Raw genomic sequence first — 24,036 nt, 5'->3', positions numbered from 1 at the left:
CTCTCCGCTTCGTCAATCCGTTGTATTTGTTCCTGCTCCGACGGAAAAAAACTTAGCTGTAGATAAGCTCCGTCAGAATCGTTTCCTCGGCCTGCGCTTTGAGGTTGTTCATGAGGCCCACCCAGCGCATCGGGTCGGAGGCTTTCAGGCTCTCCGTTACGCCCGCCGATTTCATCAGCTCCGGCATCATGCGCTCCAGCCGCGCCGTCGCCGTCCGCTCGATCTCCAACAGGTGCGGGTACAGCTTCTCCGACAGCAGCAAGCTGTTGTACAGGACCGGACGGTGCTCCTTCAGGTAATTCTTCCGCATCCTCCCGTATTTGCCGATGCTCTCCGTCTGCTCCGTGATTGTCAGGTCGGGAATCAGGTAATCCCCGTTCCGGCTGTAAGTCAGGTTGTTCTCCATGTGTGGTGCTCCTTTCCGCGAGGTGTTCGCGTTCATAATTTTTAATGGTGACTTCAATCTGCCGCAGCACCCTTTGACTTTCTTCGCTGACCGCCGTGCCGAGGGCGGCGACGGTATCCGGCGTGTTGAAATCAAAGATGCTCAGAAAGTCCTCATGCTCAAAGTATTCGTCGGGTTCCAGCCCGCAGCGGGACATGAGGGCGTAGGTCAGGCTGACAGAGACGGCATTTCGGAACTGTGCTCCGATGTTGAATTCATCATATTCCTCTAAAAAGCTGCCGTCAACGATGTGGAGAATGTCGTACTGATGATCCTGCCAATATTCGTTTGCCATCTGTCCGGCGATCTGCTCCAACTGGTGGGCAAAGCCCTTTTTGCCGGAAATCTCATATTCCTGTTCCAGCGCCGCCGCAACCGCGCCCTCATGCTCCGGACGGTACTCCCAAAAGAACGGGCGGCGGGAATCGTCCCGGCTTCCCGTGTCGGAAATGTCAAAGACATACCGAATTCCCGGCCTGTCGCCGGAGGCGTCGATGAGGGCGATCCCCTTGCTGCCGCGCCGGACATACCGGCGCATTTTTTCATTCCAAAGTTCATACCCGGCGCAGGCCGTGGCGTCGGGACGCTGGGCGAAAATCATGAGCTGTTCATGGTACGGATATTTGTAAAGACGGGTGGCGGTTTTTAGAAAATCCGTCCAGCTTTCATGACTGGCAGTGATCTGCGTCGCCGCGTGGTTGGCCATCTGCGTCAGAGCCTGCACATTACTTGGCATATTGAAAGTCCTCCTTCCAGTTTTTTGGGCAAAAAAAGAACAGCCCGAAGGCTGCTCCCTGCATGAAATATAGACCACTTGAATTTATGGTAATGGTTTTTTAATCAACGACCGATAGTTAGATGGAAGATCATAGCTTTCCAGATGTTCAAACTTTTCTACTGTTATTCCATCCGGTCGTACAGCTAATGTGATTCTGTCTTTCCCAATAGAAATATGTGGCCCGATATATGGAAGAACATCCACGACAACAGTATACTGGGAATCGTTGATACCTTCAAGAATGCGTTCCCCTCCGTGAATCTGGGTAATTTCTGCACCATTATAGGGTACGACAGTCGGCTCAATCGTAAGATATGGTTCATAGAAGCGATCAACAGCATCTTTTATTGACGGCATTAACAATGTTATGACCATATCCTTTAGTCGGACGGAATCATCCCGCGTGATATTGGCCGACGCTTTTGATGAACACAAGATAGGTTGGGCTATCAAAGTTAATGATAGCAACACAGCAAACAATATTTTTTTACTTTTCAAAACAATCACCATTTTTATTGTTTGCATTGTCGTAGAGATCATTAGAGTAAAAATATTCAATTTTTTTAAGTGAATTTTTACTTTTTAAACATTGTCAGAAAAATCAGGGAATAGGTCAAGCGCGGCGTACTCGGCGTCGCTCATGCCCCGGAGCTTTCCCAGCGCGGAATCCGTCAGGACAAGAAGCTCCGTTTCTTCCGCGCCGAGATAGCCGCGCATCTGTGTCAGCTCCGCAATCAGGCCATCCCGCGTCCCGGTATTGTAAATGCACATCAGGTTGATTTCATCATTGGTAAACATATCACCGCTCCATTTCCGCGCCTCTGTCGGGCGCTGTTTTTTTATGTTCCCGGCTGACCGGCTGATTCTTGAGCCGTTCCACGACGGATTTTTTCTTTTCGTCATGTTCCCGCCGAGACGCCTCGGCAAGCTCCAGAAGGGAAATCGGCTGGCCGGTTTTGGCCTGCTGTTCCAGCTCCGCGACAGTGGGATTTTTTCCGTTGTCGATGATACCGTCGATCATGTCGTAATCGTCCTCCATCGACATCTCCGCGTTTTTCAGGTAATTTTCCGGTTTCAGAAAATCTGGAATCTCCTGAAAACCGAAGCTGTCCACGTAATGACAGGATACAACGCCGTTATGCTTTAAGGCAACGATGTCGCTGACGGACAGGCTCGGCCTGTGATAATCGGCGGGATGATCGTTGTTGAATCTGTCCCACAAAACAGCCAGTTTTTCTTCTGTATCGCCCTGAACAGTGAGCGGGGCAGTGTAGGCAAGATCATAGTTTTCGTGGTCTACGGAAACGCCCTTGGATTCCAGCCAGCTTAAAGGCTCAAACCGGATATCCCGCAGCTCGTCGCCGTCCTTCACCTGATAGATGGCAAAAGCGTTCTGAGAGGTTTTCAGAAAAGCGGTTTCCCGCTGCTCCTGATGCTTCATCCGGTCCTCTATGGCAGAGGAAAATTCCCGGCTTTCCTCCCATTCCTCACGGCTCACGGCGAACAGACCGCTGCGCGCCTGAATCTCATCCGGGTCGAATGCCATGCTTGCGCCGCCGTCCTCGATCATGTAAACGGTGAGGTCCTGCTCAAAAAGCTCCATCGCCTGATCTTTGGAGAGGGGCAGCAGGTCGCCATCCAGATACCCGCAGGCTTCCAGATCGGCCACGGTCAGGTCCGAATCCGGCATGGGATATTCGTCGAGCGCCAGCTCCGGCGCGTCCGGCAGCATATCCGCCGCTTTCGGCTGGTCGGGCGCTGTCTGCGTCGCCGGTGCGTCCGGCTCATGGTCACTCAAATTATTTTTGCGGATATATTCCTGTACGTCCTGTTCATGCACGGCGGCAATATCCCGGAGAATGTCAAGTGGCACCTTCTCCGAGGTTGCAGGGGTCAGGTGCTCAAGGGCAAGCGCCTGTTCGTAGGCGGTCGGGATGGAGCTGACGCCCTCGTCGGCAAACCCGCTTGCCGTTTCCCGCAGGCTCTCCTTGTCGTAAAGGGTATAGCCGTATCCGTCCTCATTTCCCTTCAAATAAAGATAGGCGGCATTGTCCAGCAGATATATCGCCTCGGTTTCCCTCGGCGGGTATATTTTTTCGATTTCGTCCAGCCGCCGCAGAAGTTCATTCGGAGACGCCGCGCCCTCGACCTTGGCGGCATTGAAAATGGCCGCACGGGTGTCTTTTCCGTAACCGCTTTTCAAATCTTCCACGGTAACTGGGACTTCTTTTTCCATGGAGTTGAGAGGGAACGGCGGTTTCATGACGGAAGCCGTGTACCGGTATGCGTCCCCGGCAAATTGCTCCAGAACGGAATCATACTCTCTCAGCACCTCGCGGAAATTTTGGTCAATGTCGGAGATCAGGCCGGAAGCGGTTTTATTGATCGTTTCCAGAGAGGCCCGCAGCTCCGGCAGTTCCTTGCCACGGCTCCATGAAGCGATATAGCCGAAGCTGTTCTCGCCGGTCTGAATGCCGTAATACTGGCAGACGGCATAAGAAACACTCTCGGCCTCTACTTCTTCGGTATTCCGGTCTTTCGGTTTGGGCGGCTCGGCGGTTTCGTCACCCTCGGCGGCGGCAAGCCGTGCCTGTTCGTAGTTGTGCAGCGTGGCGTGGGTGATTTCATGGACGGCGGCGGCAACGGTCTGGACCTCGCTCATATCAGATCGGATGGCGATACGCTGGTCTTTTTCACTGAAATAGCCGTCCGTATTCGGCTCCATCGCCTCAAAAGCAAGCGGGACAGGGGACGCGTGCCGCAGCGCCTCCATGAAAATCGCATACTGCTGAACATTCCCCGTGAGATCATTTGCCAATGTCGGCAGCGGCTTCCCCTCGGTCTGCGACACGTCAAAGACCGACACCAACTTGTACATGGGGATTTTGATTTCCTTTTCCTCCATGATGATGCTGCCATCCGCGTCCCGCATGGGAATTTTGGTGTCCGGGTCAAGCTTTTCTTCCTCGATTTTCTTTTTGAACGGCGTGGGCGCGATGATTTTGATGCCTTTTTCGCCCCGCATGACGTTCCGGCTGAACTGATCGCGCCATTTGTTGAACCCGGCAACGAGGGTGGCATCCGGCTTCTGCATGTAAATCAGCATGGTGTTGTTGACGGAATAGCGGTGGAACCGGGACATAGTGCGGAGGTACTGCGCGTACCGGTCGCTCTGGAAAAGATTTTGGATACCCTGTTCGATGCTGTCGGTGATCTCTTTCAGCCGTTCCTTATTCTTTTCGGCCATAGTGTGCTCCTTTCGCAGATCATAGAATTGAAAAAACGCGCCCCCGCACAGGCCGGGGTAAACCTATGCGGGAGCGCGCCCGTTATTCATTTTCGGAGCGTATTCCCCTGTCTGAAGGGCGTATTTTTGCTGTTTTAGCCCGTAAACTGTCGGCTTCGCGCCGCCGGTCGCTGTACGGTTCCCGAACGGAAACACAGCGTTTGGGGACAAGATAGCTGACGGCCCCGCGATGCTCCGGGCGCTCCGGTTTCACCTTGTCGGGGTATTTTTCCGAGAGCCGTTTGAGCTTTTGGATAAGTTTCTTATTGTGCGTATAGACGCTGGCCGTCGTTTCTTCCTCGTTATAGCAGATGATCGTCTCCCGCTCATATTTTGAAAGTTTCATAATCCGTCCCGCCTTTTCGCTTCCGAATCAAATTCCAACTTGAAATTGACGCGCTCCCCGGTATCCTCCAAAATCACCGTCGCGTCGTAAGTCTTGCCGGTTTTTTCGGAATAACATCCGGTGAGCCTTACGCGCCCATCCTTCAGGAGCGTTGCGGCGATAGCTTTCGTCAGAACCCTTTTCTTGGCGGCGAAAAACCGGTTATCCTTCCAAAGCCCGAAGCGGCAACCGTCGTTTTCGCAGAAAAAGCCCTTTTTGCTTTCGGTCACGCTGCCGCCGCAGCGGGGGCATTTGCCGATAATTTCCCGACCGGAGGGAAACAGCACCTCCGCGCCCCTGACCGGCGTATAGGTTTGTATCAGCTCCCGGAGCATGGAAGAAATCCCGTTCATAAAAGCGTCCGGTTCCAGTTCTCCATGCTCCACCTGTTTGAGCCGGTTTTCCCATTCGGCGGTCAGCAGCGGGGATTGAAGCTGCTCCGGCAGAACCGTAACAAGCGACACGCCGACCTGAGACGGGATAAGATTGACGGTTTTCTTGGCCTTTTTCCGTTCCACGAATCCGGTGGTGACGAGCTTTTCCAAAATGGCCGCGCGGGTGGCGGGGGTACCGAGGCCCTTACGCTCCGCATCGTCGGGCATCTCTTTCGCGCCCGCCGTCTCCATCGCGGAAAGCAAGGTATCCTCCGTATAATGCTTGGACGGCGAGGTTTTGCCCTCTTTGACGGCAACGGATGTGACTGCAATATTTTGACCCTCTGCCAGTTCGGGCAGAGGCTTGTCGGCCTGTTCCTGCAAATAGATTTTCCAGCCGGGAACGAGGATCGTCTTGCCCTTGGCGGCAAATCCATACCCGGCGCAGTCCAGCGTGACGGCGGTTTCGGCGTATTGGTGCGGACTGCCGACCGCGCAGAGAAGCTGCCGGGAAACGAGCCGCAGGATTTCACGTTCCCCTGCGGGCAGCGCGGAAACATCCGCTTTGCCCGCGCCGGAGGTGGGAACGACGGCGTGATGGTCGCTGACTTTCGCGCTGTCGCAGACCTGACCGGCGTTGATGTTTTCGGGAACATCCGTGCCGCAGATCGCGGCGGCAACGGAAGCAAGCGCCGGAACAGTTCCCTCCATATCGTTTGTCAGAAATCGGCTGTCGGTGCGGGGATAGGTGCAGAGCTTCTTTTCATAGAGCGATTGCAGATAATCCAGTGTCTGCTGGGCCGTGTAACCGAGCAGACAGTTGGCGTCGCGCTGGAGGGTGGTCAGGTCGTAGAGGGCGGGAGCCTTTTCGGATTTTTCTTTCCGCTCCACGGTTTTGACGGTTGCCGTTTTGCCTTTGCAGGCGGCGGCAACGGCCTCGGATTCCGGCTTCGCTTTCAGTTTGTCGCCGGTGGCGGTAAAATCGCCGCAGTCGAGGCTGACCGTGTAAAACGGCTCCGGCTGGAACGCGGAAATCTCCGCTTCCCGCTGCACGATGAGCGCCAGCGTCGGAGACATGACGCGACCGACGTTCAGAGTGCGGTGATATAAAACCGAAAACAAACGCGTCGCGTTGATACCCACCAGCCAGTCAGCCTTGGAGCGGCAGAGAGCGGACTGATGCAGGCCGTCGTAATCCCGTCCCGGTTTCAAGTCGGCAAAGCCCTGACGAATGGCCTCATCCTCCATCAACGAAATCCAGAGCCGTTTTATCGGCTTGGAGCAGCCAGCCATGTCATACACGGTGCGGAAAATCAGTTCGCCCTCGCGTCCGGCGTCACAGGCGTTGATGACTTCATCCACATCGTCGCGGCGCATCAGGGTACGGAGAATAGCAAACTGATTTTGTTTGTCCCCGCTTACGGTGAACCGCCAGTTCTCCGGCAAAATGGGAAGGTCCTCCCGCCGCCATTTGGCGTATTTTTCATCGTACGTGTCGGCACTTGCCAGCTCCGCGAGATGGCCGAGACACCACGAAACGAGGTAGCCGCTGCCCTCCAGATACCCGTCGTCGCGCTGTTTCGCGCCGATCACGGCGGCAATATTTTGGGCAACCGAGGGCTTTTCACTGATTACAAGTTTCAATTTTTTCTCCTTTCTGCATTGGCATACAAAAAAGAGCAACCGATTTCTCGATTGCCCTTCATAGTAACAACTATTCACTTTGAAATACTGGATTTCCGGCTTCGCATAACGTTTATAATTTTTCGAGCATTTCGTGGCTCATTGTCCGAAAGACCTGACAGTATTTTTGAAATCCATCCGATCCAATGATATAGATGTTTGGCATATAAGCTAATCTTTTTCTGGAATATTCAATGCGTTCCAGACCATTATCTATAGCCGTATGATTGCTTAAAGCCACATCTACATTTTTGCGCATTGACGCATCAACAAAATAATCCAATGATTTCAGGTATTGTTTCACTTCGGCCTTTGTCCAAGGCGGTGTAGTACCGCCCCATAATGCTGCCATGTGATTTTCTCCGTTTTCTGTTACGGGAAATATATAACTTAGGCAGCCAGGGGTATGACCAGGCGTACTGTAGACGCATATTGTCTTGTTGCCTAATGTCACGGTATCTCCATCTTGCAGATAATGATCAATATCGTAATCTTTCCATGTTTCAGGTCTGTCCGGTTTTGTCGGATGTTCCTGCCAGAAAATATCATCCGCTTTGGAGAGATATGTGTCCATATGATATCGTTCAACAAACCATTTTCCACATCCTGTATGGTCAACATGGCCATGCGTTAGAAGCAGCTTTTTAATAGCGTCAGAATTCCAACCCACATCTTTAATCGCAGCTACGATAGCATCAAAAGCTTTTTTCGACGGCCAAATGGCATCAATGATAATCAATCCATCATTCGTTTTTAATACGAAGCAGTTAGTTTCTCTTTGAGCAACGATTAGCAGATCATCGAAAATCAGCGAATGGGTAAAAAAAGACATATCCTCCATTGCTCGAATCGTTTCTTTTGAAAAAGCTGGTCTATTTAGTCTCATCATTTACGATGCACTCCTCTGTACAATTTGTATTTCATTTTTGCACAGAGGAAAAGCGATTCTTGGGTGGCATACCATCACTTCCTTATAGAGTATCTTATCACACGGACTCATCCATCGCAAGCTGTCGTTATCGCTCCGGCTTGCCAGCTTTCGGCGTGATGATAAGGTCGCGGTAACAGTCACGGGGACGGTCAGGACGGCCTTTCGGCGGGGCGGGAGGCCGAGGCACCATGAAACGAGGTAGCTGCCGCCCTCCAGATACCCGTCCCCGCGCTGCTTCGCGCCGATCGCGGCTGTGATACTTTGGGCAACTGAGGGTTTTTCACTGATTACAAGTTTCAATTTTTTCTCCTTTCATGCGGACATAGAAAAAGGGCAACCGATTTCTCGATTGCCCTTACACAGTAGCTGTGTCTTTTGTGAAAACAAACCCGTGATTATGACTTTTTTACCGGTCTGATATACTTCCAAAACCGCTCCGGATCGTGATAAAAGTAAATTATTCTGCCGGGGGAAGTATCATAGCAATAACCGGTTCCTGCAAAATCAAAAGTAGCCATTGCCTTTTCCACCTTTTCCTCCACGCTACGATTTTCCTGCTCATAATCGAATGGCCCATGTTCAAAAACAATATACTCGGCTTCGGGAACATCAATCATAAGCATTTGTGGTGGTACTTCGCCTTTATAATCAAAAGGAAGGCGCGCGCCATAACACTCTGTACGTGGAATACCCCAATCGCAGAGTCTGCCGTCCGGGTCATTAATGTACGCCATAATCTGACCGCTGCTGCTGTTAGATTCGCTCCCGCCATCGTCATCCAATTTGCCTTTGATACTATCGAGTAATCCACAAATTGTATCGCAGTCTTGTCCCGGAATAAGACTTTGCTTTTGCCAAAAATCCCAGTACCCATTACTCTCATAGTTTTTAATGTGCAAGAATTTGTGTGCGGGAATGGTTACAAAATAAATTTTAACATCATCTGTGGATCTTATCATACCAATCTCTCCAAGTCCGAAAAAGTAGCGGTCGAAAGGGTTTATTTTTGTACGGAGGACAACAGGCTTAGGCTTTTTTCGGTATTCACTTGGAGTTACACCATATGTTCCCTTGAAAGCTCTGGTAAAAGCTTCATGTGATGAAAAGCCATAATCAAAAGCAATATCCAAAATGCTTTTTTCACTATCCCGAACCTCTTTTAGTGCAAAGGCTAACTTTCTAAGCCGCAAATAATCTCTAAACTGCATACCCGATATTTCCTTGAATTTTCTGGTAGTATGAAATTCAGAATAACCCAACTTGCGAGAAAGAAAACGTAGCGTTAGTGCTTCATCGTGATGATGTCTGATACACTCGTCAATTTGATCAACGATTATTTGGATTTGCTTGTGCCATTCGTACATCCGTTTACTCACCTCGTTTCAATCACCCTATAACCATTATAGCGTTGTGAAAATTGCACTGCTTGATTTTACTTGCGGAAATCAATGCTTTCTTTTGCGACAGAGATTATCTAAATAATCATCGTTCTAAATGCTTACGAAATATCTTAACACACAGGATTATTCAAAACAAGCCGAAACGTTATTGCTCCGGCTTGACGACCTTCGGAGTGATAATAAGGTCGCGGTAATAGTCACGGGGATGTTCAGGACGGCCTTTCGGCGGGGCGGGAGGCCGTTCCTCCCGCCTGTACTGCGGCTTTTGCACCATCATCCGCTCAAAAGGGCTGTCGGTGAAAAAGGTCATTCGTCCTCACGCTCCGTTTCATTGCAGGATGATTCGGAACCGCCTTTTTGCTCTGTTTCCTCATCAGGTGAATCCGGTTCATCATCCGGCTCGGATTCCTCATCCCCGTCTTCGGTGTAATCGTAATCGTCCGGATCGGGCCTGTTTTTGTCCTTTTTACCCGGCTTGCGGAATTTGAAAAACCAGACCGCCGCGCCGACGAGAACGGCCGCAAGCACGGCGACCGCCGCGATTCCGGCGCTGCTGTTCTGCTTTTCCGGATGAGAGTTGGACGAAACCGTGGGCGTCAATGCGGTCGGCGCGGAGGCTGTCTCCGGGGTGGAAGCGGTCTTGGATGAGGAAGAACCGGAAACGTCCTCGTTGTCGCTCTTTGCCAGCGCAAGCAGATCCTTGTCCGTCACGGCGTCGAGAAAATAGACATTCTCGGTGCTTTTCTGCCGGTCGATAATCAGGTAAAAGACATGTTTGCTCGGCGTGGTGACGGTGAAAAACTCTTTGCCGTCCTCGTTGGTCACGTTGTCGATCACCGTCCCGGTGCCGTCCGGCGTCAGAGGCTTGAGTGATGTCCCTGACGACGTTTCGGACGAAGCCGATGACGATGCGGTACTGCTCGCGGCGCTGGAACTGCTCAAAGTCGGAGAGGTCGCCCCTGTGCTGTAGGCGAGGGCGTTGACGGAAAAAGCCGCCGTGCAGGACACGGCGGCTATCAGGCAGACGAATATGCGGATTTTAGATTTCTTCATGATGTTCCTCCTGTTTGTTATGATCGGACGCGGGCCGGCTTTCACGGGCTGCTTTCATGAGCACGGAGAGTTCCTCCGCTGTCATGCCCATCCCCCGAACAAGGCCGACAATATCGAGATTTTCCAACTCCCGGCGCTGCTTCTCCAGTTCCTTCTGCCGGTTTTGCAGCGCGGAGATTTTTGCCGCGTTCTTTTCATACTCGGCGTCGATTTTTTTGAATTTCGGATTCACGGTTGATTCCTCCAATCTGTTATGGGTTCGGTAAACGCCCGAACGTGTAAAAGTGGCTCTGCCAGTAGCTTGTGTTGAGATTCGAGTAACCGATGGGGTCCCCCGCTGCGAGCATCATGCCGTTTCCGACGTAAATGCCTACGTGGGATACGCCGTCGGTATCGTAGGTGTGTTCAAAGAAAACAAGGTCGCCGGGTTTGGCGTCGGCGGGAGAAACCGGAGTGCAGATGTCGCAGAGGCCCTGCGCACCCAGCCGTCCCACGTTCCACCCGCTGTGATTGATCACCCACGACACGTAACCGGAACAGTCAAATGAGGTTTTGGGGTTGCTACCGCCCCAAACATAGGGATAGCCGATGTACTTTTTCGCTTCCGTCATCATGGCGGCAAACCGCGCGTCCGCCATCGCTTCCGGGGGAATGTCGTACTCCGTTGGCCTTTTGACGGTGGATGCGTTCGGATAGGCTGACGAAGGGAACAGGTCGGGCCGATTGCCGAGAGTGGACATGTACATCGAATACACGCCGACCTGATCCTCGTTCATGATGGAAATGGGAAGATGAGACAAATCCTCGTTGTGCAGTTTTACGTTACAGATGGTGTAGGTGTAGGGAATCTGCCGGGTTTCGGTGTGGGTCGTGCCGTCCGGGTCCGTCACCGTGTCCGTTTCTGTTCGGTATCGGGTTTCCGTCTCCACAGTCTGCGTCAGTTGGTATTCTTTTGAGAACAGCATGGAAAGCGTGTCCCGGACTTCATCCAGCGTCCATTCGCCGCCATGCCACGCCGTCAGAATGGAAATCAGCACATAGGGGTCGTGGCCGATTTTATCGAGCGTATAGTGATATTCGTCGTACCCGCCGTACCGCTGCTCGTAATGATCGATCTCGTTCTGAAGGTCCGTTTCCTTTTGGGCGTAAGCGGCTTCCGCGCCGAGCATGGCGTCGTCCGTGGAAGGATAGGTGGACGCGGTAACGCCGGACAGCGCGCCTTCCAGCAGAACGGAACTGGAGGATAGGACGTTCAGAAGCAGGACCAGCACCAGAAAAACGCCTGCGGCGATCAGAAAACCGTTCCGGTGCCGCCCGACAAAAGCCGCCGCCCGCTTGCCCTGCCGTGCCGCCGTCTTTGCCGCTTTAGAAGTGTTTTGGGCAGCTTTCCCAGCGGAACCCGTGAACTGCCCGGCCCGTTTCGCGGCGGCATACTGTTTTTTGACGGCCCGCTTCTGCCGCCAGTGGGCCAAAGGATTGCCGGAGGGCTGAGGATCGTCCCGCGCGGCCTTTTTCTGTAAGTAACCGAGGTTGGCGCGGTCAAGCTGTTTTTCCGCTTTGACCGATTTCCGGTATGGCTTCAACTTGTGGGAGCGGTGGGCGCTGCGAACCAGACGCCCGCCCGTTTCGGCGGTTTCCTCGCTTTTATGCGCAGCCTCCACGCCAACGTTTTCATCCTCAGACTTCCGGATTTCCCGATGAAACTGCATCAGAGCGGCGTTTCCGGGTGCGTCCAGGACGGAGTGGGTGAGCTTGGACTGTTTTTTCTTGTCTGCTTTCTCAAAATACAAACGCACCTTTGCTTTACCCGTAGGCTTATCAAAGGTGCGCTGCTTGCGAAGGACTTTCTTTTTCGGGATTTTCGCCTGCGCCTGATCCGCTTTTGCCGCCGCTTTCTGCACCCTGTGGACAGATTTTTTCAATACAGGGGCGGCGCGTTCCTCCTTCGTAAATTGCAGGCGGGGCGCTCGTTTTTCCATTCCGTATCACCTCCGATCCCACTGAATAGGAACACTCATGTTGCCGCCACTTCCTGCGGCTTTGTGGTCATGATACGGTACAATTCCGTGTCTTTCGGGAAATGATCGATAAACGGCAGGATGACGTTGCCGTAAAACAGCAGCCCTTCGCCCTCGCCGGAATGAGTGACGTAGGAAAGCTGATGCGGCGAAATACCGAGTTGCTTGGCGAGAATCTGCCGGTCGCCGGACGCCTGATTGAGCATATAGATGTAATCCGAGTTTTCAAAAATGTTTTCGATTTCACGGGAGGAAAGAAGATCCTTGATGTTCTGCGTAATCCCGGTCGGAATGCCGCCCCACTTACGGAACCGCTTCCAGATTTCCACGGAATAGGCGGCGGTCTGTTCTTCTTTTAAGAGCAGATGGAATTCGTCGATGTAGTAACGCGTGGATTTTCCCACGGCCCGGTTGGCGGTGACGCGGTTCCAGACCTGATCCTGCACGATAAGCATCCCGATTTTTTTGAGCTGCTTGCCAAGCTCCCGGATGTCGTAGCTGACGACGCGATTCCTTACGTTTACGGTCGTGCGGTGGTTGAACACGTTGAGGGAACCGGTGACGTAGATTTCCAGCGCCGTGGCGATGTACTGCGCTTCCTTTTCGTCCTGCTTGCGCAGCTCGTTGTACAAATCCTCCAGAATCGGCATGTTCTCCGGGCGCGGGTCGCTCAGATAATCCCGATACACCAGCCTCACGCAGCGGTCAATGATTGTCTTTTCTACCGGCTGCAAGCCCTCCTTGCCGCCGACGATCAGTTCGCAGAGCGACAAAATGAAATCTGACTTGAGGGACAGAGGATTTTCTTCCTCGGAATAGTTGAGGTTGATGTCCATGGGATTGATGTAATCGGTGGACGCGGGCGATATTTTGATGATCTGCCCGTGCAGGCGCTCGATCAGCGGGCCGTATTCGGCCTCCGGGTCACAGACGATGATGTCGTCGTTGGTGACGAGGAATACGTTGACGATTTCGCGTTTTGCCGCGAAGGATTTGCCCGCGCCCGGTGTGCCGAGAATCAGGCCGTTCGGATTTTTCAGGAGCTTCCGATCCACCATGATGAGGTTGTTGGACAGGGCATTCAGACCGCAGTACAGCGCCTCGCGCCCGGTCTGGAACAGCTCCTGCGTGGTAAAGGGAATAAAAATGGCGGTGCTCGAAGTGGTCAGGCCCCGCTGAATCTCTATTTGGTTGTACCCAAGCGGAAGTGAGGACATCAGCCCTTCTTCCTGCCGGAAGTCGAGGCGGGTTAGCGCGCAGTTGTATTTCTGCGCGAGGGAGCTTGCCTGAAACACGTTGCTGTCCAGCCGCTGCCGGTTTTCGACCACGTTGAGAACGAGGAAGGTTACGAGGAACATGCGCTCGTTGCGGGACTGTAAATCCTGCAACAGCTTTTTCGCTTCCTCTCCGTAGGTAGCGAGGTCGGATGGGATGATGTCCATGTCGTAACCGGAACGGATAGCCTTTTTCTGCTCTTGAATTTTCATGGAATCGAGGTCCGTAATTTTCCGCTTCACCGTCTTGATGGCGCTCACCTGATCGATGGACTGGATATGCATGGTGACGATGAGGCTGGATTCCATGTCAAGAAAATCGGCCAGCATCCGGTCGTTCAGCTCCGGCGCAAGGATTTGCAGGAACGACACCGCCCCAACCTGACGCCCCATACCGAACATATTTCCGCTTTTGAACTCGAAGGAAGACGGCGCAATGAAATCCTTGACGGAGAGGCCGGAAGGTGCCAGCCAATCCCACGAAAAGCGGAACGGCTCCGGCGCGTCCATACGGAAGATGTCATGAAGCAGCCGCAGACGGTCCGCGCCGTTCAGAGAAGCGGCTGTCACGCCGAGATGCTTGAAGTTATTCAGAATGTCGATCTCGATACGTTCCAGCCGGGGCTTGGCCGCTTTCAGGCTGTCCGCTTCGATGCCGAAGGTCAGGTATTTGGTTTTGATGAGGCCGTTGTTGCCTTTGGCAAGCTGATTCCGGAGCATTTCCGTATACTCCGAACGCAGGCTGTCGAAATCGTCGCCCTGCGGCGGGATGGTGACGCTTTTCGCAAAGCTGTCCCGCGTCGCGGAAAGGTTCAGAAACGAAAGCTGAAACTTGATGGAACTGTCGAAATAGTTGAGGAAATCGCACCAGCCCTCAAAAATGGCGGTCTTATCCTCGTTTTGGTTGAGCTGATAGTTGATGTCCTGAAACTGAACGGTTTTCGTGTAATAGCTGTCGGTCACGCGGCAGATTCCGTCCGGGAACATCCGCTGAAACGGAATGCTGTCCTGCGCCGACTGCTTTTTCTTATCGGTCTGCCGCGCTCTTGCGACGGCGGCTTCGATCTGGCGCTTCTCGGCGCGGGATAACGACCGATTTATGGCCGGTCTTTGCTTTTTTACCGACAATCCGACGCACCTCCTTGTCGAGTTTACTTTGCCGCGCGAGCACGGCGAAAAAATTGTTGGTCTGATAGGGCCGCTGCTTTGGCCGGAGAAACAGCACACGGGCAATGTTGCGGACGATCTTTTCCATCGGCAGGCCGTTTTTCTCATAGACTGCCGTCAGGAAAAACGGCAGCATGACGAGAACCATGCAGAGGGATGCGGCTCCGGCGCTGAAACCCGCAGACCCCTTGAGCAAAAAGAAAAGCGGTACGCCCACAAGCGCGCCGCCGCTGAAACAGACAAGCTGCCGTTTTGTTAAGTTGAACAGGACCTTCGTTTTCACGGCAGTCAGGTCTTTGGGTACAGGAACATAAGCCAAAAAAACACCTCCTACAAAAGAATTGACTTGTGATATACTGGAAAGAAACTGAGATTGGAGAAAATCTGTATGAATACGGAAAACTTATTGCCGATTGCGCTGGACGCCGTTGTGCTGGATTGCAAAGATGTTGCCGCATTATCCGATTTTTATATTCGGCTGTTGGGATGGAAAAGAAATTACGACGAAGGCGAAGAATGGGCCGATATTTCTTCTCCGACCGGCACTGTCAAGATTACCTTTCAGCAAAACGAGGATTATGTTCCTCCGGTATGGCCGGAAGAACCGAATGCTCCGCAGCAAATGGCACACTTGGATTTTACAGTGAAAAACGGACAACAGATGGAACAGGCGGTGCAGCATGCGATTTCCTGCGGCGCTGTAAAAGCAAAGACGCAATACGGCGAAGATAAATGGACAACCATGATCGACCCGGCGGGGCATCCGTTTTGTTTTGTCATTTGGCCGTAAAATCAGTGCACACTAAAAATTGTTTTTGCGAGGCTTCCAGTCTTAAAAAGCGTAAAGCACAGCAGCACCGTGTAGCCCATGCACGTCCAGATTGCTTTACTGATGTCCGTGCTCACGCTGATGCTTTTTACCAGAACGGCGTAAATCGCCACGCAGACGATGATGAGAAAGCCCTGAAATCCCAGCGCGAACAGGGAGCGCAGATAATTCTGACCCATGCCGCCTGATTCCCGGTTGAGCATCGTCGCCATCGGGATCGGCGCGATGGATGTGGCCAAATAGATCTCGATCATCCTGCCGTATACGATGATGAAAATGCAGATTGTGAGCGCCCACATGGTAAAGCCCACGAAAATGCTCTGGAACCACAGCCCGAACAGGGGGCCGAGGTCCATTGCCATGAGCCGCGCCTGAAGGTTCGCCGTGACGGAGCTGATGTCGATGGACGTGTCGGAAATGATGATTCCCGCCGCGCTGTTGACCACGCTCTGCGCCACGTCGAATATGCCCATGACGATGTTCCATGTGTTGGTCACGATGAGGATGGCGCAGGCCGTTTTGAAAATCCAACGGAAGAAAACGGCGCTTTCGATGTCGTGAAAATTGTTCTTGTCGGTGATAATCTGAATCAGCTCCAGCGTCATGACGAACGCGAGAATCAGGCCCGCGATGGGCATCATGACGTTTTCGGAAAGAGTCCGGATCATGTTGTAAATGCCGGTGTTCCACGCCTGCGGCGTCGTTCCCACCTGAGAGGCGATCTGCCCGACCTGACTGTTTACGTTGTCGAACATGCCAGACAGGTTGTTCATGATTCCGCCGACGAGTATTTCTTTCAGCCATTCGGTAATCTGTTGCTTGATGAAATCCAAATGGCATCACCTCCTTTTCCGCCGCCTGTTTCCACCATGAGGCGGTACGAACGGTAACTAACGCGCCTCATGGGACACGGACCGGGACTTTTCGGCGACGGGTGCGGATTTTTGCTCCCGCGCGAGTTTTTCGCTGAGAGCGTGAATGTTCTGCTGAACGGAAGGTTTCCGCTGCGCCGATTGTTCCAGCGCGGTCAGACGGAGAAGGGTTTTCTCCACGCTTTTTTTCATGGAGGACAGGCAGGACAGCTCCGCTCTGAACGGAGCTTCCAAAGACTTTGCCAGCTTTCCCATAGGCTTTGCTTCGGCAGCAGCCTCGTTTCCCACCAGCGTCCGGCCCATATTCTTGATGTGCCGCCCGGCCTCATGGTACTCCGCGCTCACGGTTTCAATTTTATCCATCGCTGATCTGTCAGTCCGAATGCTTTTACCCAATTCCGTGCGCATGGTTTCCAGCATGGGTCGCAATTTGAAAAAGCGGGTGATATTATCCAGCACGGAAATCCCTTTTTCCCGAAAAGCATCCACGGCGTTTTTGCAGCCGTCGATCACGGCCTGTTTTGTTGCATCCAGCCGGTCACGCACAGCTGTCACGCTTTTTTCCATAGACGCGCCCGTATTTTGCAGAACGGCTTTTACGGGGTGGGCCTGTTTCTGTGATGCGCTGAGTTCCCGACGCAGCGCGGCCAACTCCGTGACCGCTGTGTCGAGTTGGCGCTCCATCGCGCTTACCTGATTAAAAACGGCAAGCAGGTCCTTCACGGCAGGCACACGGTTGGCTTCCATGACGGCTAAAAGCTCCTTGACATACTCGTTTTCCAGCAGCGGTGCGGCAGTGGTTGCCGTGTTTTCCATACGGTCATCTCCTTTCCCGCGCCCCGTGAATGGGGGCGCGGAGTGTTTTTGCATTGACATCAGCCGAACAGGTTGGAAAGCAGCGGAACCAGCGTAATGCCGATCAGGGCCACGCCGCCGCCCGCCATGAGCTGTTTAATGCCTTGACTTTTCGCTCCTGGATTGTCGTTGCCGTAACCTTCCAGAAGGTTGATTGCGCCCCAAATGGCAAGGCCCGCGCCGAGAGCAATCACGAGGGTCTGAAGGACGCCGATTGCGGAATGAAAGAAACTCATAATACTACCTCCAATTCTGATTTTGAAAATGAAAAAAGCCGCTATTCTGCGGCTTTCGGGTCCCCGGAGAGGTTAACGGAATATGTGCTGAACACATCGTCCGGTTTCGGTTTTAATTTGGTGGACAGGAATTTTTCGATAGGAAAAGCGTTGCGTGAATCGTAATCGGAGAGGTACTTGTAATTCGGGTGCTTTGTGATGTCGTACTTGTCCGAAAGAAAGGGCCGGACGCCGCGAAGCTGGAGGATACACTTGCCGCCGTCAAGGACGGACAGCTCATCGACCGAAGCCAAATCTTTCCCCAATTTTTGATAATTGAGGCTGTGGGAAACCTCGCGGCCCCGACTTTCGCCGGTGTTAAAGGTGTCGATCGTCTCTTTTCCAAGTGATTCGGTCAGTTCCTTCAACGTCGTGCGTTCCTTACCGCCGAGAAAGATGGCGCTGTCACAGTTGCCGATAATCGTGTCGGCGTTGTCTTTGTACAGAGCCTTGAGCTGGCTCTGCGCCTGCAAAACAAGGCAGGCCGAGATTTCGCGGCTGCGGATGGTGGCAATCAGCTTTTCGAACTTGGGAATCTGCCCGATGTTGGCAAATTCGTCGAGCAGGCACCGGACGTGGACGGGCAAGCGCCCGCCGTACACGTCGTCAGCCTTTTCGCATAACAGGTTAAAAAGCTGCGTGTAGGCCATCGAAACTAAAAAATTAAAGGTGTCGTCCGTATCTGAAATGATGATAAAAAGGGCGGTCTTTCGGTCGCCCAGCGTGTCCAGCTCCAGTTCGTCGTAGGCCGTCAGGTCACGAAGCTCCTGAATGTCGAAGGGGGCCATTCTTGCGCCACAGGAAATAAGGATGCTTTTCGCTGTCTTGCCCGCCGCCAACTTATATTTCTTATACTGCCGGACGGCGAAGTGATTCGGATTTTCCTTTTCCAGCGCCTCAAACATGAGATCCACGGGATTTTTGAATTCCTCATCATCCTCTCGGACCTCCGAGGCGTTGATGAACTCGATCAGCGTGGCAAAATTTTGTTCCTCGACCGGGGCCTCATAGTGGATGTAGCCGATGAGCGCCGTGTAAAAGAGGGTCTCTGCTTTTTCCCAGAAGTCATCTCCGGATTTGCCGTTTCCTTTGGTGTTGGCGATCAGCGCCGTGACCAGCTTCAAAATGTCCTTTTCCGAATGGATGTACGCGAAGGGATTGTAGTGCATACTTTTTTTGAAGTTGATGGTGTTGAGAATTTTGATGCGGTAGCCCCTGCGCCGCAGGAGATTTCCGCACTCCACGACGATGCTGCCCTTCGGGTCCGTGACCACGAAACTCACCGGATAATCCTTGGAATCGCACTGCATCAGGTTCGGCTTGATGAAAAACCTTGTCTTGCCGGAACCGGAGCCGCCGACGACCAGCACGTTTTTGTTCCGGGATGTCTTAGGGTTCTTCGGTCGGCTGTTCATGGTGAGCCGTTCTGTCTGCGTGAGAATGACGTTGTTTTCAAAAACGGGGTCAATGTACGGCTTGATGTCCTCGGCCTTGCCCCAGCGGGCCGAGCCGTACTCTACGTTTTTGCGGAATTTCTTGGCGTTCCGGCCTTTGACGTAAACCGCCAGACGGAGCGCGGCGGCGAGAAGGACGCCCACAGCCAAATCAGTCGGATAGAAGCTCGGCAGCGGGGAGGAAAACGCGGCGGTAAGGCCGTCCATCAAATGCAGGAGTTTTGTTGAAGCGTCCGATCCTGCGGCCAGCCGCCACGCCTGCCCGAACTTGGTGGCAAACAGAGCGACAAACAAGTAAGGTAGATTCATCAGGAGCAGCTTTTTCGTTTTTTCACTCATCGCGTTCGCTCCTGTTCCTTATGTCTCACCCGGTCAACGGTATTCGCCTTGACCAGATCCTTGAACTGCCGGAGCCGCGAGAGAACGGAGGGCCTTTTCGCCCGGTTCACCGTTTTCGCCGTGAATTCGGTAAAAGCGGCGGTGAGCGCGTCCGCGTCCCGCGCCTTGAAAAAGACGAGATATTTGGGCGGCGAAACGCTTCGATCCTTTTTGACGGCGTAATCCACGCCGTATTTCCGCGCCACGCGGTCAAAGGAACGGATGTTGCTATCGGTGATTTCCATGTTGGACACGCCCGCGTTCTGCCCGACGAGCTGCTTCACCGTCTGCCTGCCGTGTGGGATCACGGGACCGGCGCGGGCCTTGGCGTTTTTCTTTTCCTTTCGGTGGGCCAGATATTTGGCAATCGCCGCCTTGAGCACCCGGCCCGTGAGCTTCGTGCCGCTGATGATGAGCGTCACGGAGCGGTTTTCGATTTCTTCCTGCAAACAAAACACCTCCTGTCATGGGACAGCCGCCCTCCGTCACCGTTCATCGTGGGAAGGCGGCTTTTTCTTTGCCAGGGCCGGTTTCCCATCGGATCGGCTGTCCGACCTTTTTTCCTCGCTCTTTTTCAAAAACGGGGTGAGGACGGTTTCTTTGCTGTCCATGTACATTTCCTCGGTTTTCTGCTGTGCCTGCTGAAGCTTTGCGATAGCGTCGGTCACGTCGTTAAACAGCGAATGGTACATTTTCTGATAGTCCGGCACGTTATCTCCGCTCCTTTTCCGCGTTTTTTTCCCGGCCCTGTCCCTTGACGGTGAGGATGCCGTCCAGCGTGGTGGCGGTGATGTGCAGCCGTTCCGCCGTGGCGATGTCGTTTTTCACGGTTTCGTCCACGTTCCTGCCGCAGACCACCAGCACATGGGCGCGGCGCAGAAAGTTGCAGGCAATGTCGATGCCGTCCTTGTGTTCCTGCGGGATGGCGTCGTTGAGGAAAAGCGGCAGGAACAGAACCGGGCAGATAGGCGAAAAGCCCGCGTCATAGACCTTGCGGCAATACCCCGCCGCGTCCTCGGTGTTTTCGATTTCGTTTCCGCCCCACGGGGCGGTGATGTATGCGAGGGGTCGTTTCATGGTGAAAATTCTCCTTTCCGATTTTTGTCGGGGATGAAAACAGCCCGCGCGGGACGTTTACCGTCCGGGCGGGCCGCTTCCGTACATGTCGTGATTGACCAGCGCCGAGTAATAGCTGCTGATGGTGGTCGGAGCCTGATACAGCGCGGTCAGAATGTAGCTCCGGATGTTGCGGACGTCGGTGGCGTTTTTGTCGAGACACTCAAGAACATATTCGATGTGGCTGTCGTCGAGCTTCAAAAGCCTGCTTTTCACCGCTTCGGCGGGCATATCCTCACCGGCGATCCGGATTTCCTTTTTCCGGCTGCACACGGTGTCAAGCAGGATGCCAACGATTTCGTCCAGACGCTCCGGGTCGCACCGCTGACGCAGGACGTCGTAGGAAATATTCTCCTTGATGATTTCGCGATAGGCATCCGTCGCATCCATCGAATCAGCCGGGGCGTCGGCTTCCGGCTTTCGGTCTGCCGGATTGGATTGATACGTATTTGCTCCATACGTATTTGATTTTTTAGGGATATTAGTTCCCTTAGTATTTAATTGCGCGGGGTTTTCCGTATCCGGTTTCTCCATATCCGGGTTATCCAGATACGGCTTTTCCGTATCCGGTGAATCCGTATCCGGGAAAGGCGTACCCGGCGGCTTGCGCGGCTGTTCGTAGATGGTGTATTCGGTATCCGTAATGCGCCCGTCTTTGCCGCGAAGCTGGCGGCGCTCCATATAGCCCGCGTTTTCCAGCTCCTTGAGCGCCTTTCCGATGGCGTCCACACCCTCGCGGCAGATGGAGGCAAGGCCCCGCGTGGTGTAATCCCAATCGTCCGGAAGGGAGAGCATCACGGACAGCAGACCTTTCGCTTTCAGGGACAAGGCCCTGTCCTTCAGGTGATGGTTGCTCATAACCGTGTAATCCCGTGTCCGCTCCACACGAAAAACCGCCATTTTGTATCACTCCCCCCCATGTGACCGGCTTAATCGGTAATCGTGAAGTTTAATATCAGTTCATGGGAAACGGTTCGCGCATTCGCCCATGCAAGACCGAATTTGGCGGCAAGCGCCAGATTGCCCGACGCTCCGTTTGCGCCGAGCATCCCCAACGGGACTTCCGACGCGAGATCGCCCGTATAAACGGGAGTTGCCCTGTCAACCGCTGTCCAGCCTGAACCGGCTGTTTTGCTGATTCCCACGCCGAGCGCGATTCCGCTCCCGGTCTGCGCCGCCGTCAGACTGTTCCAGTTAGAATAAGCCGTGGGGGCAGCGTCACCGATGCCGGATGTCGCTTTCAGGCCCGCGACGGAAACCCGGACGGGAAAAGTGGAATGGTTGGTGATCGGAATGTCCGGCGCGGTGAACGGCGTATTGCTGTTCGGGTCAATGGAATAGCCGATACTGACCGGATGCGTCACGGAAACCAGTTCATCCGTATGGTAGTGCGCGACAGCCGAGATATTCCCGGCATTATCCACGGCGGCGATATGGATGTAAAAGCTGCTGCCGGACGGGCGGGAAAACGTGTAGCTGTTCGCTGTGGTCGTAATGCTCCCGTCCGGGACGGTATCGGGGCTGTTGTCCACCACGATGGAATAACCTTTCATCCCGGTTTTCAAAGAAGCGGAAACAACCGGGGAATCGTATTTCGCGCCGTCGTTCTGCCCTGTGGCTTCCACATAATATTGATAGCCGGTCGCGTTGTCCTGCGAAGAATAGCTGATGGTGTACTGCGTCCGGCCGGAATTGTGCGTGACGCCGGAAATGACCGGTTCGTCCGGCGCGTCCAAATCCTGTCCCTTGTGGTCGTTCCAGCTTGTGTCGGTCGTGATCTGTGCAAGGTAAAACAGGGTGTTGGCCGTGACACGCTGCTCGTCCGGCGTTGCTTCGCCGTTGGAATGGCCGGTCTGAATCATAGCGCAGTTTGACCAACTGGTGAGATAAAAGGTGTTGGTGCCCTGCCCGCCGGAGCCGGTGGCCTCCGCACTGCCGTTATAGGTGTAGGGCGGCTGATACGTCATCCAGACATCTCCGAAAGCAAGCTGATTGGAATGGGACATCGGGACATTCAGAACCGTACCCACGTCCCCGATTTTCCACGGGTAGTTGGTAAGCAGGCCCTTCTTGGAAACCTTGATTTGTGAGCTGCCGAGAACGGTATAGTGCGGGATGGTCTGAATATCGCAGTAATGGGCCAGTTTAAAGAAATTCGGCATGGAGATCGTATCATTGTCTACCATCGTGTCATGCCCGAACAGGACGCCGCGCCCGGTTTTGATAAAGGCATCGGTCTTGGTTTCCGCCGTGGCGGACAAATCCTGACTTGCAAAGGCGTCCCACGCCCCGAAATACAGCACGTCGTATTTGTAGCTGCCGTCCGCGTTTTTCAGGTAAGCGTCGGGGCTTACGTTGAAATCGGCAATTGAAACGGCATCCACGGAGATAAGGCCCTTGCCGTAGCCTTTGGAATCGTACTCGTTCGGCGTTTCCAGCCACATTTTGAGGGACGCCGATTTTGGCAGGGTGTAGCTCTTGCCCTGCCACGTCGTAAAGGAAACGGTCGGATCGACAACAGGATAGATGTTCAGAACCTTCGCGCTGTCTTTGGCGGGAATGCTCTGGAAGGTCGATTCATGCGCGGATTTGGAATAGAGCATATAGCTGTACGGCTGGCTTTTGTCGCTGTTCGTCCAGTTCAGCGCCACATCGTTTGCGGACGGGTTCGGTGTCGCGGTCAGTGTCAGCACCGACGCGGCGGAGGCCGCGAATGCGGGCGAAGCGCCGGACAGCAGAATCCCGGCGGCAAGCAGCGGGACGAGAAACAGCCGCCTGAATGATTGCCTCAAATAGAAGCCTCCTTTCGGCGCGGGAATTGGCCGGGAAAATCCCGGCCAATTCCCGCGCTTCTGTTTTTATGCAAGCTGGAACTGGAAAACAAGCTGATGATTGGCCGTGTACGCCCCGTCGAACGCGAGGCCGTAGTCCGCCGTCAGGGACAGCGCACCGGAAGTGTTCGGATTCAGCGTCCCGACCTGCAACGGCGAATCGTTCACCGCCCAATGGGTGGAAGTGCTGTACCCGCTGTTCCAGCCGGAATTGCCCTTCGCCGCAATGCCGAGCGCGATGTACTTCTTGGAATCCGCGAGGTTGAGCGAGCGCCACGCTTTTGCGGACGGGTCAACGTCGGTGAAGGTAAGAGAGCCGCCCGAAGCGGCTTTCAGGGATTCCAGAGTGGCGATCACCGCAACCTTGGTGTTGTTGGTCACGGTAATGTCGGGCGCGGTAAATGTTTCGGCGTCCGGGCTGATGGCATAGGCCACGTTGATCGGGTGGGTGACGGAAATGGTCAGCGGCGAGATGGAGCCGTTGATCGTCACGTTCCCCGTGACGCTGCCCGTGCCGGTGTCGGTTTTGTCGGCGGCAAACGCTGGGACTGCCGCCGTCGCGCCGAGCACGGCAAAGGTGACGATACCCGCGAGAAATCTTTTAAACCTGTTTTTCATTAGAAAACCTCCAT

At 53.7% G+C, this 24,036-nt stretch carries 27 protein-coding genes and 1 pseudogene; 3 read left to right on the top strand and 25 right to left on the bottom strand.

What is annotated here, in order from left to right:
* Positions 1-52 precede the first annotated feature (52 nt).
* Complete coding sequence (locus LY85_RS19545) at positions 53-406, bottom strand: TnpV protein (protein ID WP_243122523.1); 354 nt, start codon at positions 404-406, stop codon at positions 53-55.
* Between LY85_RS19545 and LY85_RS19540 the strand changes: the two genes are divergently transcribed.
* Positions 405-677, top strand: a complete 273-nt coding sequence (locus LY85_RS19540; RefSeq protein WP_243122522.1) for a hypothetical protein — start codon at positions 405-407, stop codon at positions 675-677. The two genes, LY85_RS19545 and LY85_RS19540, sit on opposite strands and share 2 nt — an antisense overlap.
* A 36-nt stretch (positions 678-713) precedes the next feature.
* Positions 714-1,094, top strand: coding sequence for a hypothetical protein (locus LY85_RS19535; protein ID WP_243122521.1), 381 nt, complete (start codon positions 714-716; stop codon positions 1,092-1,094).
* Positions 1,095-1,265: 171 nt separating this feature from the next.
* On the opposite strand, the gene LY85_RS09815 is transcribed toward LY85_RS19535, so the two are convergent.
* The 14 genes and pseudogenes from LY85_RS09815 to LY85_RS09755 form a co-directional block, all read right to left on the bottom strand.
* Positions 1,266-1,721 carry a DUF3888 domain-containing protein gene (locus LY85_RS09815; protein ID WP_185741183.1) on the bottom strand — a complete coding sequence of 152 codons (456 nt, stop codon included), beginning with the start codon at positions 1,719-1,721 and terminating at the stop codon, positions 1,266-1,268.
* Positions 1,722-1,805: 84 nt separating this feature from the next.
* Positions 1,806-2,021 (bottom strand): transposon-transfer assisting family protein, encoded by a 216-nt coding sequence (locus LY85_RS09810; protein WP_141826486.1) that lies wholly within the window; start codon positions 2,019-2,021, stop codon positions 1,806-1,808.
* Between the two features lies 1 nt (position 2,022).
* Positions 2,023-4,470, bottom strand: a complete 2,448-nt coding sequence (locus tag LY85_RS09805) for a YodL domain-containing protein (protein WP_141826485.1) — start codon at positions 4,468-4,470, stop codon at positions 2,023-2,025.
* Between the two features lie 82 nt (positions 4,471-4,552).
* Complete coding sequence (locus LY85_RS09800) at positions 4,553-4,855, bottom strand: immunoglobulin (protein WP_141826484.1); 303 nt, start codon at positions 4,853-4,855, stop codon at positions 4,553-4,555.
* Positions 4,852-6,912 carry a DNA topoisomerase 3 gene (locus LY85_RS09795; RefSeq protein ID WP_141826483.1) on the bottom strand — a complete coding sequence of 687 codons (2,061 nt, stop codon included), beginning with the start codon at positions 6,910-6,912 and terminating at the stop codon, positions 4,852-4,854. The genes LY85_RS09800 and LY85_RS09795 overlap by 4 nt, the downstream gene beginning before the upstream one ends.
* 112 nt (positions 6,913-7,024) lie before the next feature.
* A complete protein-coding gene (locus LY85_RS09790) occupies positions 7,025-7,840 on the bottom strand; it encodes an MBL fold metallo-hydrolase (protein WP_141826482.1) in 816 nt (271 codons plus the stop codon).
* A 219-nt stretch (positions 7,841-8,059) separates the two neighbouring features.
* Positions 8,060-8,182: pseudogene (locus LY85_RS19780) on the bottom strand (DNA topoisomerase III); the annotation flags it as partial.
* Between the two features lie 95 nt (positions 8,183-8,277).
* Positions 8,278-9,246, bottom strand: a complete 969-nt coding sequence (locus tag LY85_RS09780) for an AraC family transcriptional regulator (protein ID WP_141826481.1) — start codon at positions 9,244-9,246, stop codon at positions 8,278-8,280.
* A gap of 181 nt (positions 9,247-9,427) precedes the next feature.
* Positions 9,428-9,592: a hypothetical protein gene (locus LY85_RS19285; RefSeq protein ID WP_185741182.1), complete on the bottom strand. Its 165-nt coding sequence runs from the start codon at positions 9,590-9,592 to the stop codon at positions 9,428-9,430.
* Positions 9,589-10,335: a CD1107 family mobile element protein gene (locus LY85_RS09775; protein WP_141826480.1), complete on the bottom strand. Its 747-nt coding sequence runs from the start codon at positions 10,333-10,335 to the stop codon at positions 9,589-9,591. Before LY85_RS09775 ends, LY85_RS19285 begins: the two co-directional genes overlap by 4 nt.
* Positions 10,322-10,567: a DUF4315 family protein gene (locus tag LY85_RS09770; protein WP_141826479.1), complete on the bottom strand. Its 246-nt coding sequence runs from the start codon at positions 10,565-10,567 to the stop codon at positions 10,322-10,324. The genes LY85_RS09775 and LY85_RS09770 overlap by 14 nt, the downstream gene beginning before the upstream one ends.
* 19 nt (positions 10,568-10,586) lie before the next feature.
* The gene (locus tag LY85_RS09765; protein ID WP_141826478.1) at positions 10,587-12,314 is read right to left on the bottom strand and encodes a CD1108 family mobile element protein; all 1,728 of its coding nucleotides are present in this window, start codon (positions 12,312-12,314) and stop codon (positions 10,587-10,589) included.
* Positions 12,315-12,349: 35 nt separating this feature from the next.
* On the bottom strand, positions 12,350-14,755 hold the full coding sequence (locus tag LY85_RS09760; RefSeq protein WP_141826477.1) for a VirB4-like conjugal transfer ATPase, CD1110 family: 2,406 nt from the start codon (positions 14,753-14,755) through the stop codon (positions 12,350-12,352).
* Positions 14,655-15,113, bottom strand: a complete 459-nt coding sequence (locus LY85_RS09755) for a PrgI family protein (RefSeq protein ID WP_141826476.1) — start codon at positions 15,111-15,113, stop codon at positions 14,655-14,657. The genes LY85_RS09760 and LY85_RS09755 overlap by 101 nt, the downstream gene beginning before the upstream one ends.
* A 69-nt stretch (positions 15,114-15,182) precedes the next feature.
* Between LY85_RS09755 and LY85_RS09750 the strand changes: the two genes are divergently transcribed.
* Positions 15,183-15,584, top strand: coding sequence for a VOC family protein (locus tag LY85_RS09750; RefSeq protein WP_141826475.1), 402 nt, complete (start codon positions 15,183-15,185; stop codon positions 15,582-15,584).
* A gap of 2 nt (positions 15,585-15,586) precedes the next feature.
* On the opposite strand, the gene LY85_RS09745 is transcribed toward LY85_RS09750, so the two are convergent.
* The 10 genes from LY85_RS09745 to LY85_RS09700 all read right to left on the bottom strand — a co-directional run bounded on the left by LY85_RS09745 (position 15,587) and on the right by LY85_RS09700 (position 24,022).
* Complete coding sequence (locus tag LY85_RS09745; RefSeq protein ID WP_141826474.1) at positions 15,587-16,456, bottom strand: VirB6/TrbL-like conjugal transfer protein, CD1112 family; 870 nt, start codon at positions 16,454-16,456, stop codon at positions 15,587-15,589.
* 57 nt (positions 16,457-16,513) lie between these two features.
* Positions 16,514-17,311, bottom strand: a complete 798-nt coding sequence (locus LY85_RS09740; protein WP_141826473.1) for a DUF6674 family protein — start codon at positions 17,309-17,311, stop codon at positions 16,514-16,516.
* 59 nt (positions 17,312-17,370) lie between these two features.
* A complete protein-coding gene (locus tag LY85_RS09735) occupies positions 17,371-17,586 on the bottom strand; it encodes a Maff2 family mobile element protein (RefSeq protein WP_013485766.1) in 216 nt (71 codons plus the stop codon).
* Between the two features lie 41 nt (positions 17,587-17,627).
* Positions 17,628-19,418, bottom strand: coding sequence for a VirD4-like conjugal transfer protein, CD1115 family (locus tag LY85_RS09730; protein ID WP_141826472.1), 1,791 nt, complete (start codon positions 19,416-19,418; stop codon positions 17,628-17,630).
* On the bottom strand, positions 19,415-19,906 hold the full coding sequence (locus LY85_RS09725; protein ID WP_141826471.1) for a PcfB family protein: 492 nt from the start codon (positions 19,904-19,906) through the stop codon (positions 19,415-19,417). Before LY85_RS09725 ends, LY85_RS09730 begins: the two co-directional genes overlap by 4 nt.
* A 36-nt stretch (positions 19,907-19,942) precedes the next feature.
* Positions 19,943-20,167: a hypothetical protein gene (locus LY85_RS09720; protein WP_141826470.1), complete on the bottom strand. Its 225-nt coding sequence runs from the start codon at positions 20,165-20,167 to the stop codon at positions 19,943-19,945.
* Position 20,168: 1 nt separating this feature from the next.
* A complete protein-coding gene (locus LY85_RS09715) occupies positions 20,169-20,534 on the bottom strand; it encodes a hypothetical protein (protein ID WP_141826469.1) in 366 nt (121 codons plus the stop codon).
* A gap of 57 nt (positions 20,535-20,591) precedes the next feature.
* On the bottom strand, positions 20,592-21,473 hold the full coding sequence (locus LY85_RS09710) for a DUF6017 domain-containing protein (RefSeq protein WP_141826468.1): 882 nt from the start codon (positions 21,471-21,473) through the stop codon (positions 20,592-20,594).
* A gap of 29 nt (positions 21,474-21,502) precedes the next feature.
* The gene (locus LY85_RS09705) at positions 21,503-23,365 is read right to left on the bottom strand and encodes a DUF5057 domain-containing protein (protein ID WP_141826467.1); all 1,863 of its coding nucleotides are present in this window, start codon (positions 23,363-23,365) and stop codon (positions 21,503-21,505) included.
* Between the two features lie 66 nt (positions 23,366-23,431).
* Entirely contained in the window at positions 23,432-24,022 is a 591-nt protein-coding gene (locus LY85_RS09700) for a hypothetical protein (protein WP_141826466.1), read from the bottom strand.
* Positions 24,023-24,036: the final 14 nt, after the last annotated feature.

The sequence above is a fragment of the Clostridium sp. KNHs216 genome, from assembly GCF_006714885.1.
GTDB lineage: Bacteria > Bacillota > Clostridia > Oscillospirales > Acutalibacteraceae > Caproiciproducens.
The sequence above is the reverse complement of the archived record's forward strand: the minus strand, read 5'-3'. Positions and strand labels throughout refer to the sequence as shown.

What these genes read in the sequence shown, in the direction of transcription:
- LY85_RS19540 (WP_243122522.1), top strand. Translation starts at nt 405, where the DNA reads ATGTGTGGTGCTCCTTTCCGCGAGGTGTTCGCGTTCATAATTTTTAAT.
- LY85_RS19545 (WP_243122523.1), bottom strand. Translation starts at nt 406, where the DNA reads ATGGAGAACAACCTGACTTACAGCCGGAACGGGGATTACCTGATTCCC.
- LY85_RS19535 (WP_243122521.1), top strand. Translation starts at nt 714, where the DNA reads ATGATCCTGCCAATATTCGTTTGCCATCTGTCCGGCGATCTGCTCCAA.
- LY85_RS09810 (WP_141826486.1), bottom strand. Translation starts at nt 2,021, where the DNA reads ATGTTTACCAATGATGAAATCAACCTGATGTGCATTTACAATACCGGG.
- LY85_RS09805 (WP_141826485.1), bottom strand. Translation starts at nt 4,470, where the DNA reads ATGGCCGAAAAGAATAAGGAACGGCTGAAAGAGATCACCGACAGCATC.
- LY85_RS09800 (WP_141826484.1), bottom strand. Translation starts at nt 4,855, where the DNA reads ATGAAACTTTCAAAATATGAGCGGGAGACGATCATCTGCTATAACGAG.
- LY85_RS09790 (WP_141826482.1), bottom strand. Translation starts at nt 7,840, where the DNA reads ATGATGAGACTAAATAGACCAGCTTTTTCAAAAGAAACGATTCGAGCA.
- LY85_RS09780 (WP_141826481.1), bottom strand. Translation starts at nt 9,246, where the DNA reads ATGTACGAATGGCACAAGCAAATCCAAATAATCGTTGATCAAATTGAC.
- LY85_RS19285 (WP_185741182.1), bottom strand. Translation starts at nt 9,592, where the DNA reads ATGACCTTTTTCACCGACAGCCCTTTTGAGCGGATGATGGTGCAAAAG.
- LY85_RS09775 (WP_141826480.1), bottom strand. Translation starts at nt 10,335, where the DNA reads ATGAAGAAATCTAAAATCCGCATATTCGTCTGCCTGATAGCCGCCGTG.
- LY85_RS09765 (WP_141826478.1), bottom strand. Translation starts at nt 12,314, where the DNA reads ATGGAAAAACGAGCGCCCCGCCTGCAATTTACGAAGGAGGAACGCGCC.
- LY85_RS09750 (WP_141826475.1), top strand. Translation starts at nt 15,183, where the DNA reads ATGAATACGGAAAACTTATTGCCGATTGCGCTGGACGCCGTTGTGCTG.
- LY85_RS09740 (WP_141826473.1), bottom strand. Translation starts at nt 17,311, where the DNA reads ATGGAAAACACGGCAACCACTGCCGCACCGCTGCTGGAAAACGAGTAT.
- LY85_RS09735 (WP_013485766.1), bottom strand. Translation starts at nt 17,586, where the DNA reads ATGAGTTTCTTTCATTCCGCAATCGGCGTCCTTCAGACCCTCGTGATT.
- LY85_RS09730 (WP_141826472.1), bottom strand. Translation starts at nt 19,418, where the DNA reads ATGAGTGAAAAAACGAAAAAGCTGCTCCTGATGAATCTACCTTACTTG.
- LY85_RS09715 (WP_141826469.1), bottom strand. Translation starts at nt 20,534, where the DNA reads ATGAAACGACCCCTCGCATACATCACCGCCCCGTGGGGCGGAAACGAA.
- LY85_RS09710 (WP_141826468.1), bottom strand. Translation starts at nt 21,473, where the DNA reads ATGGCGGTTTTTCGTGTGGAGCGGACACGGGATTACACGGTTATGAGC.
- LY85_RS09700 (WP_141826466.1), bottom strand. Translation starts at nt 24,022, where the DNA reads ATGAAAAACAGGTTTAAAAGATTTCTCGCGGGTATCGTCACCTTTGCC.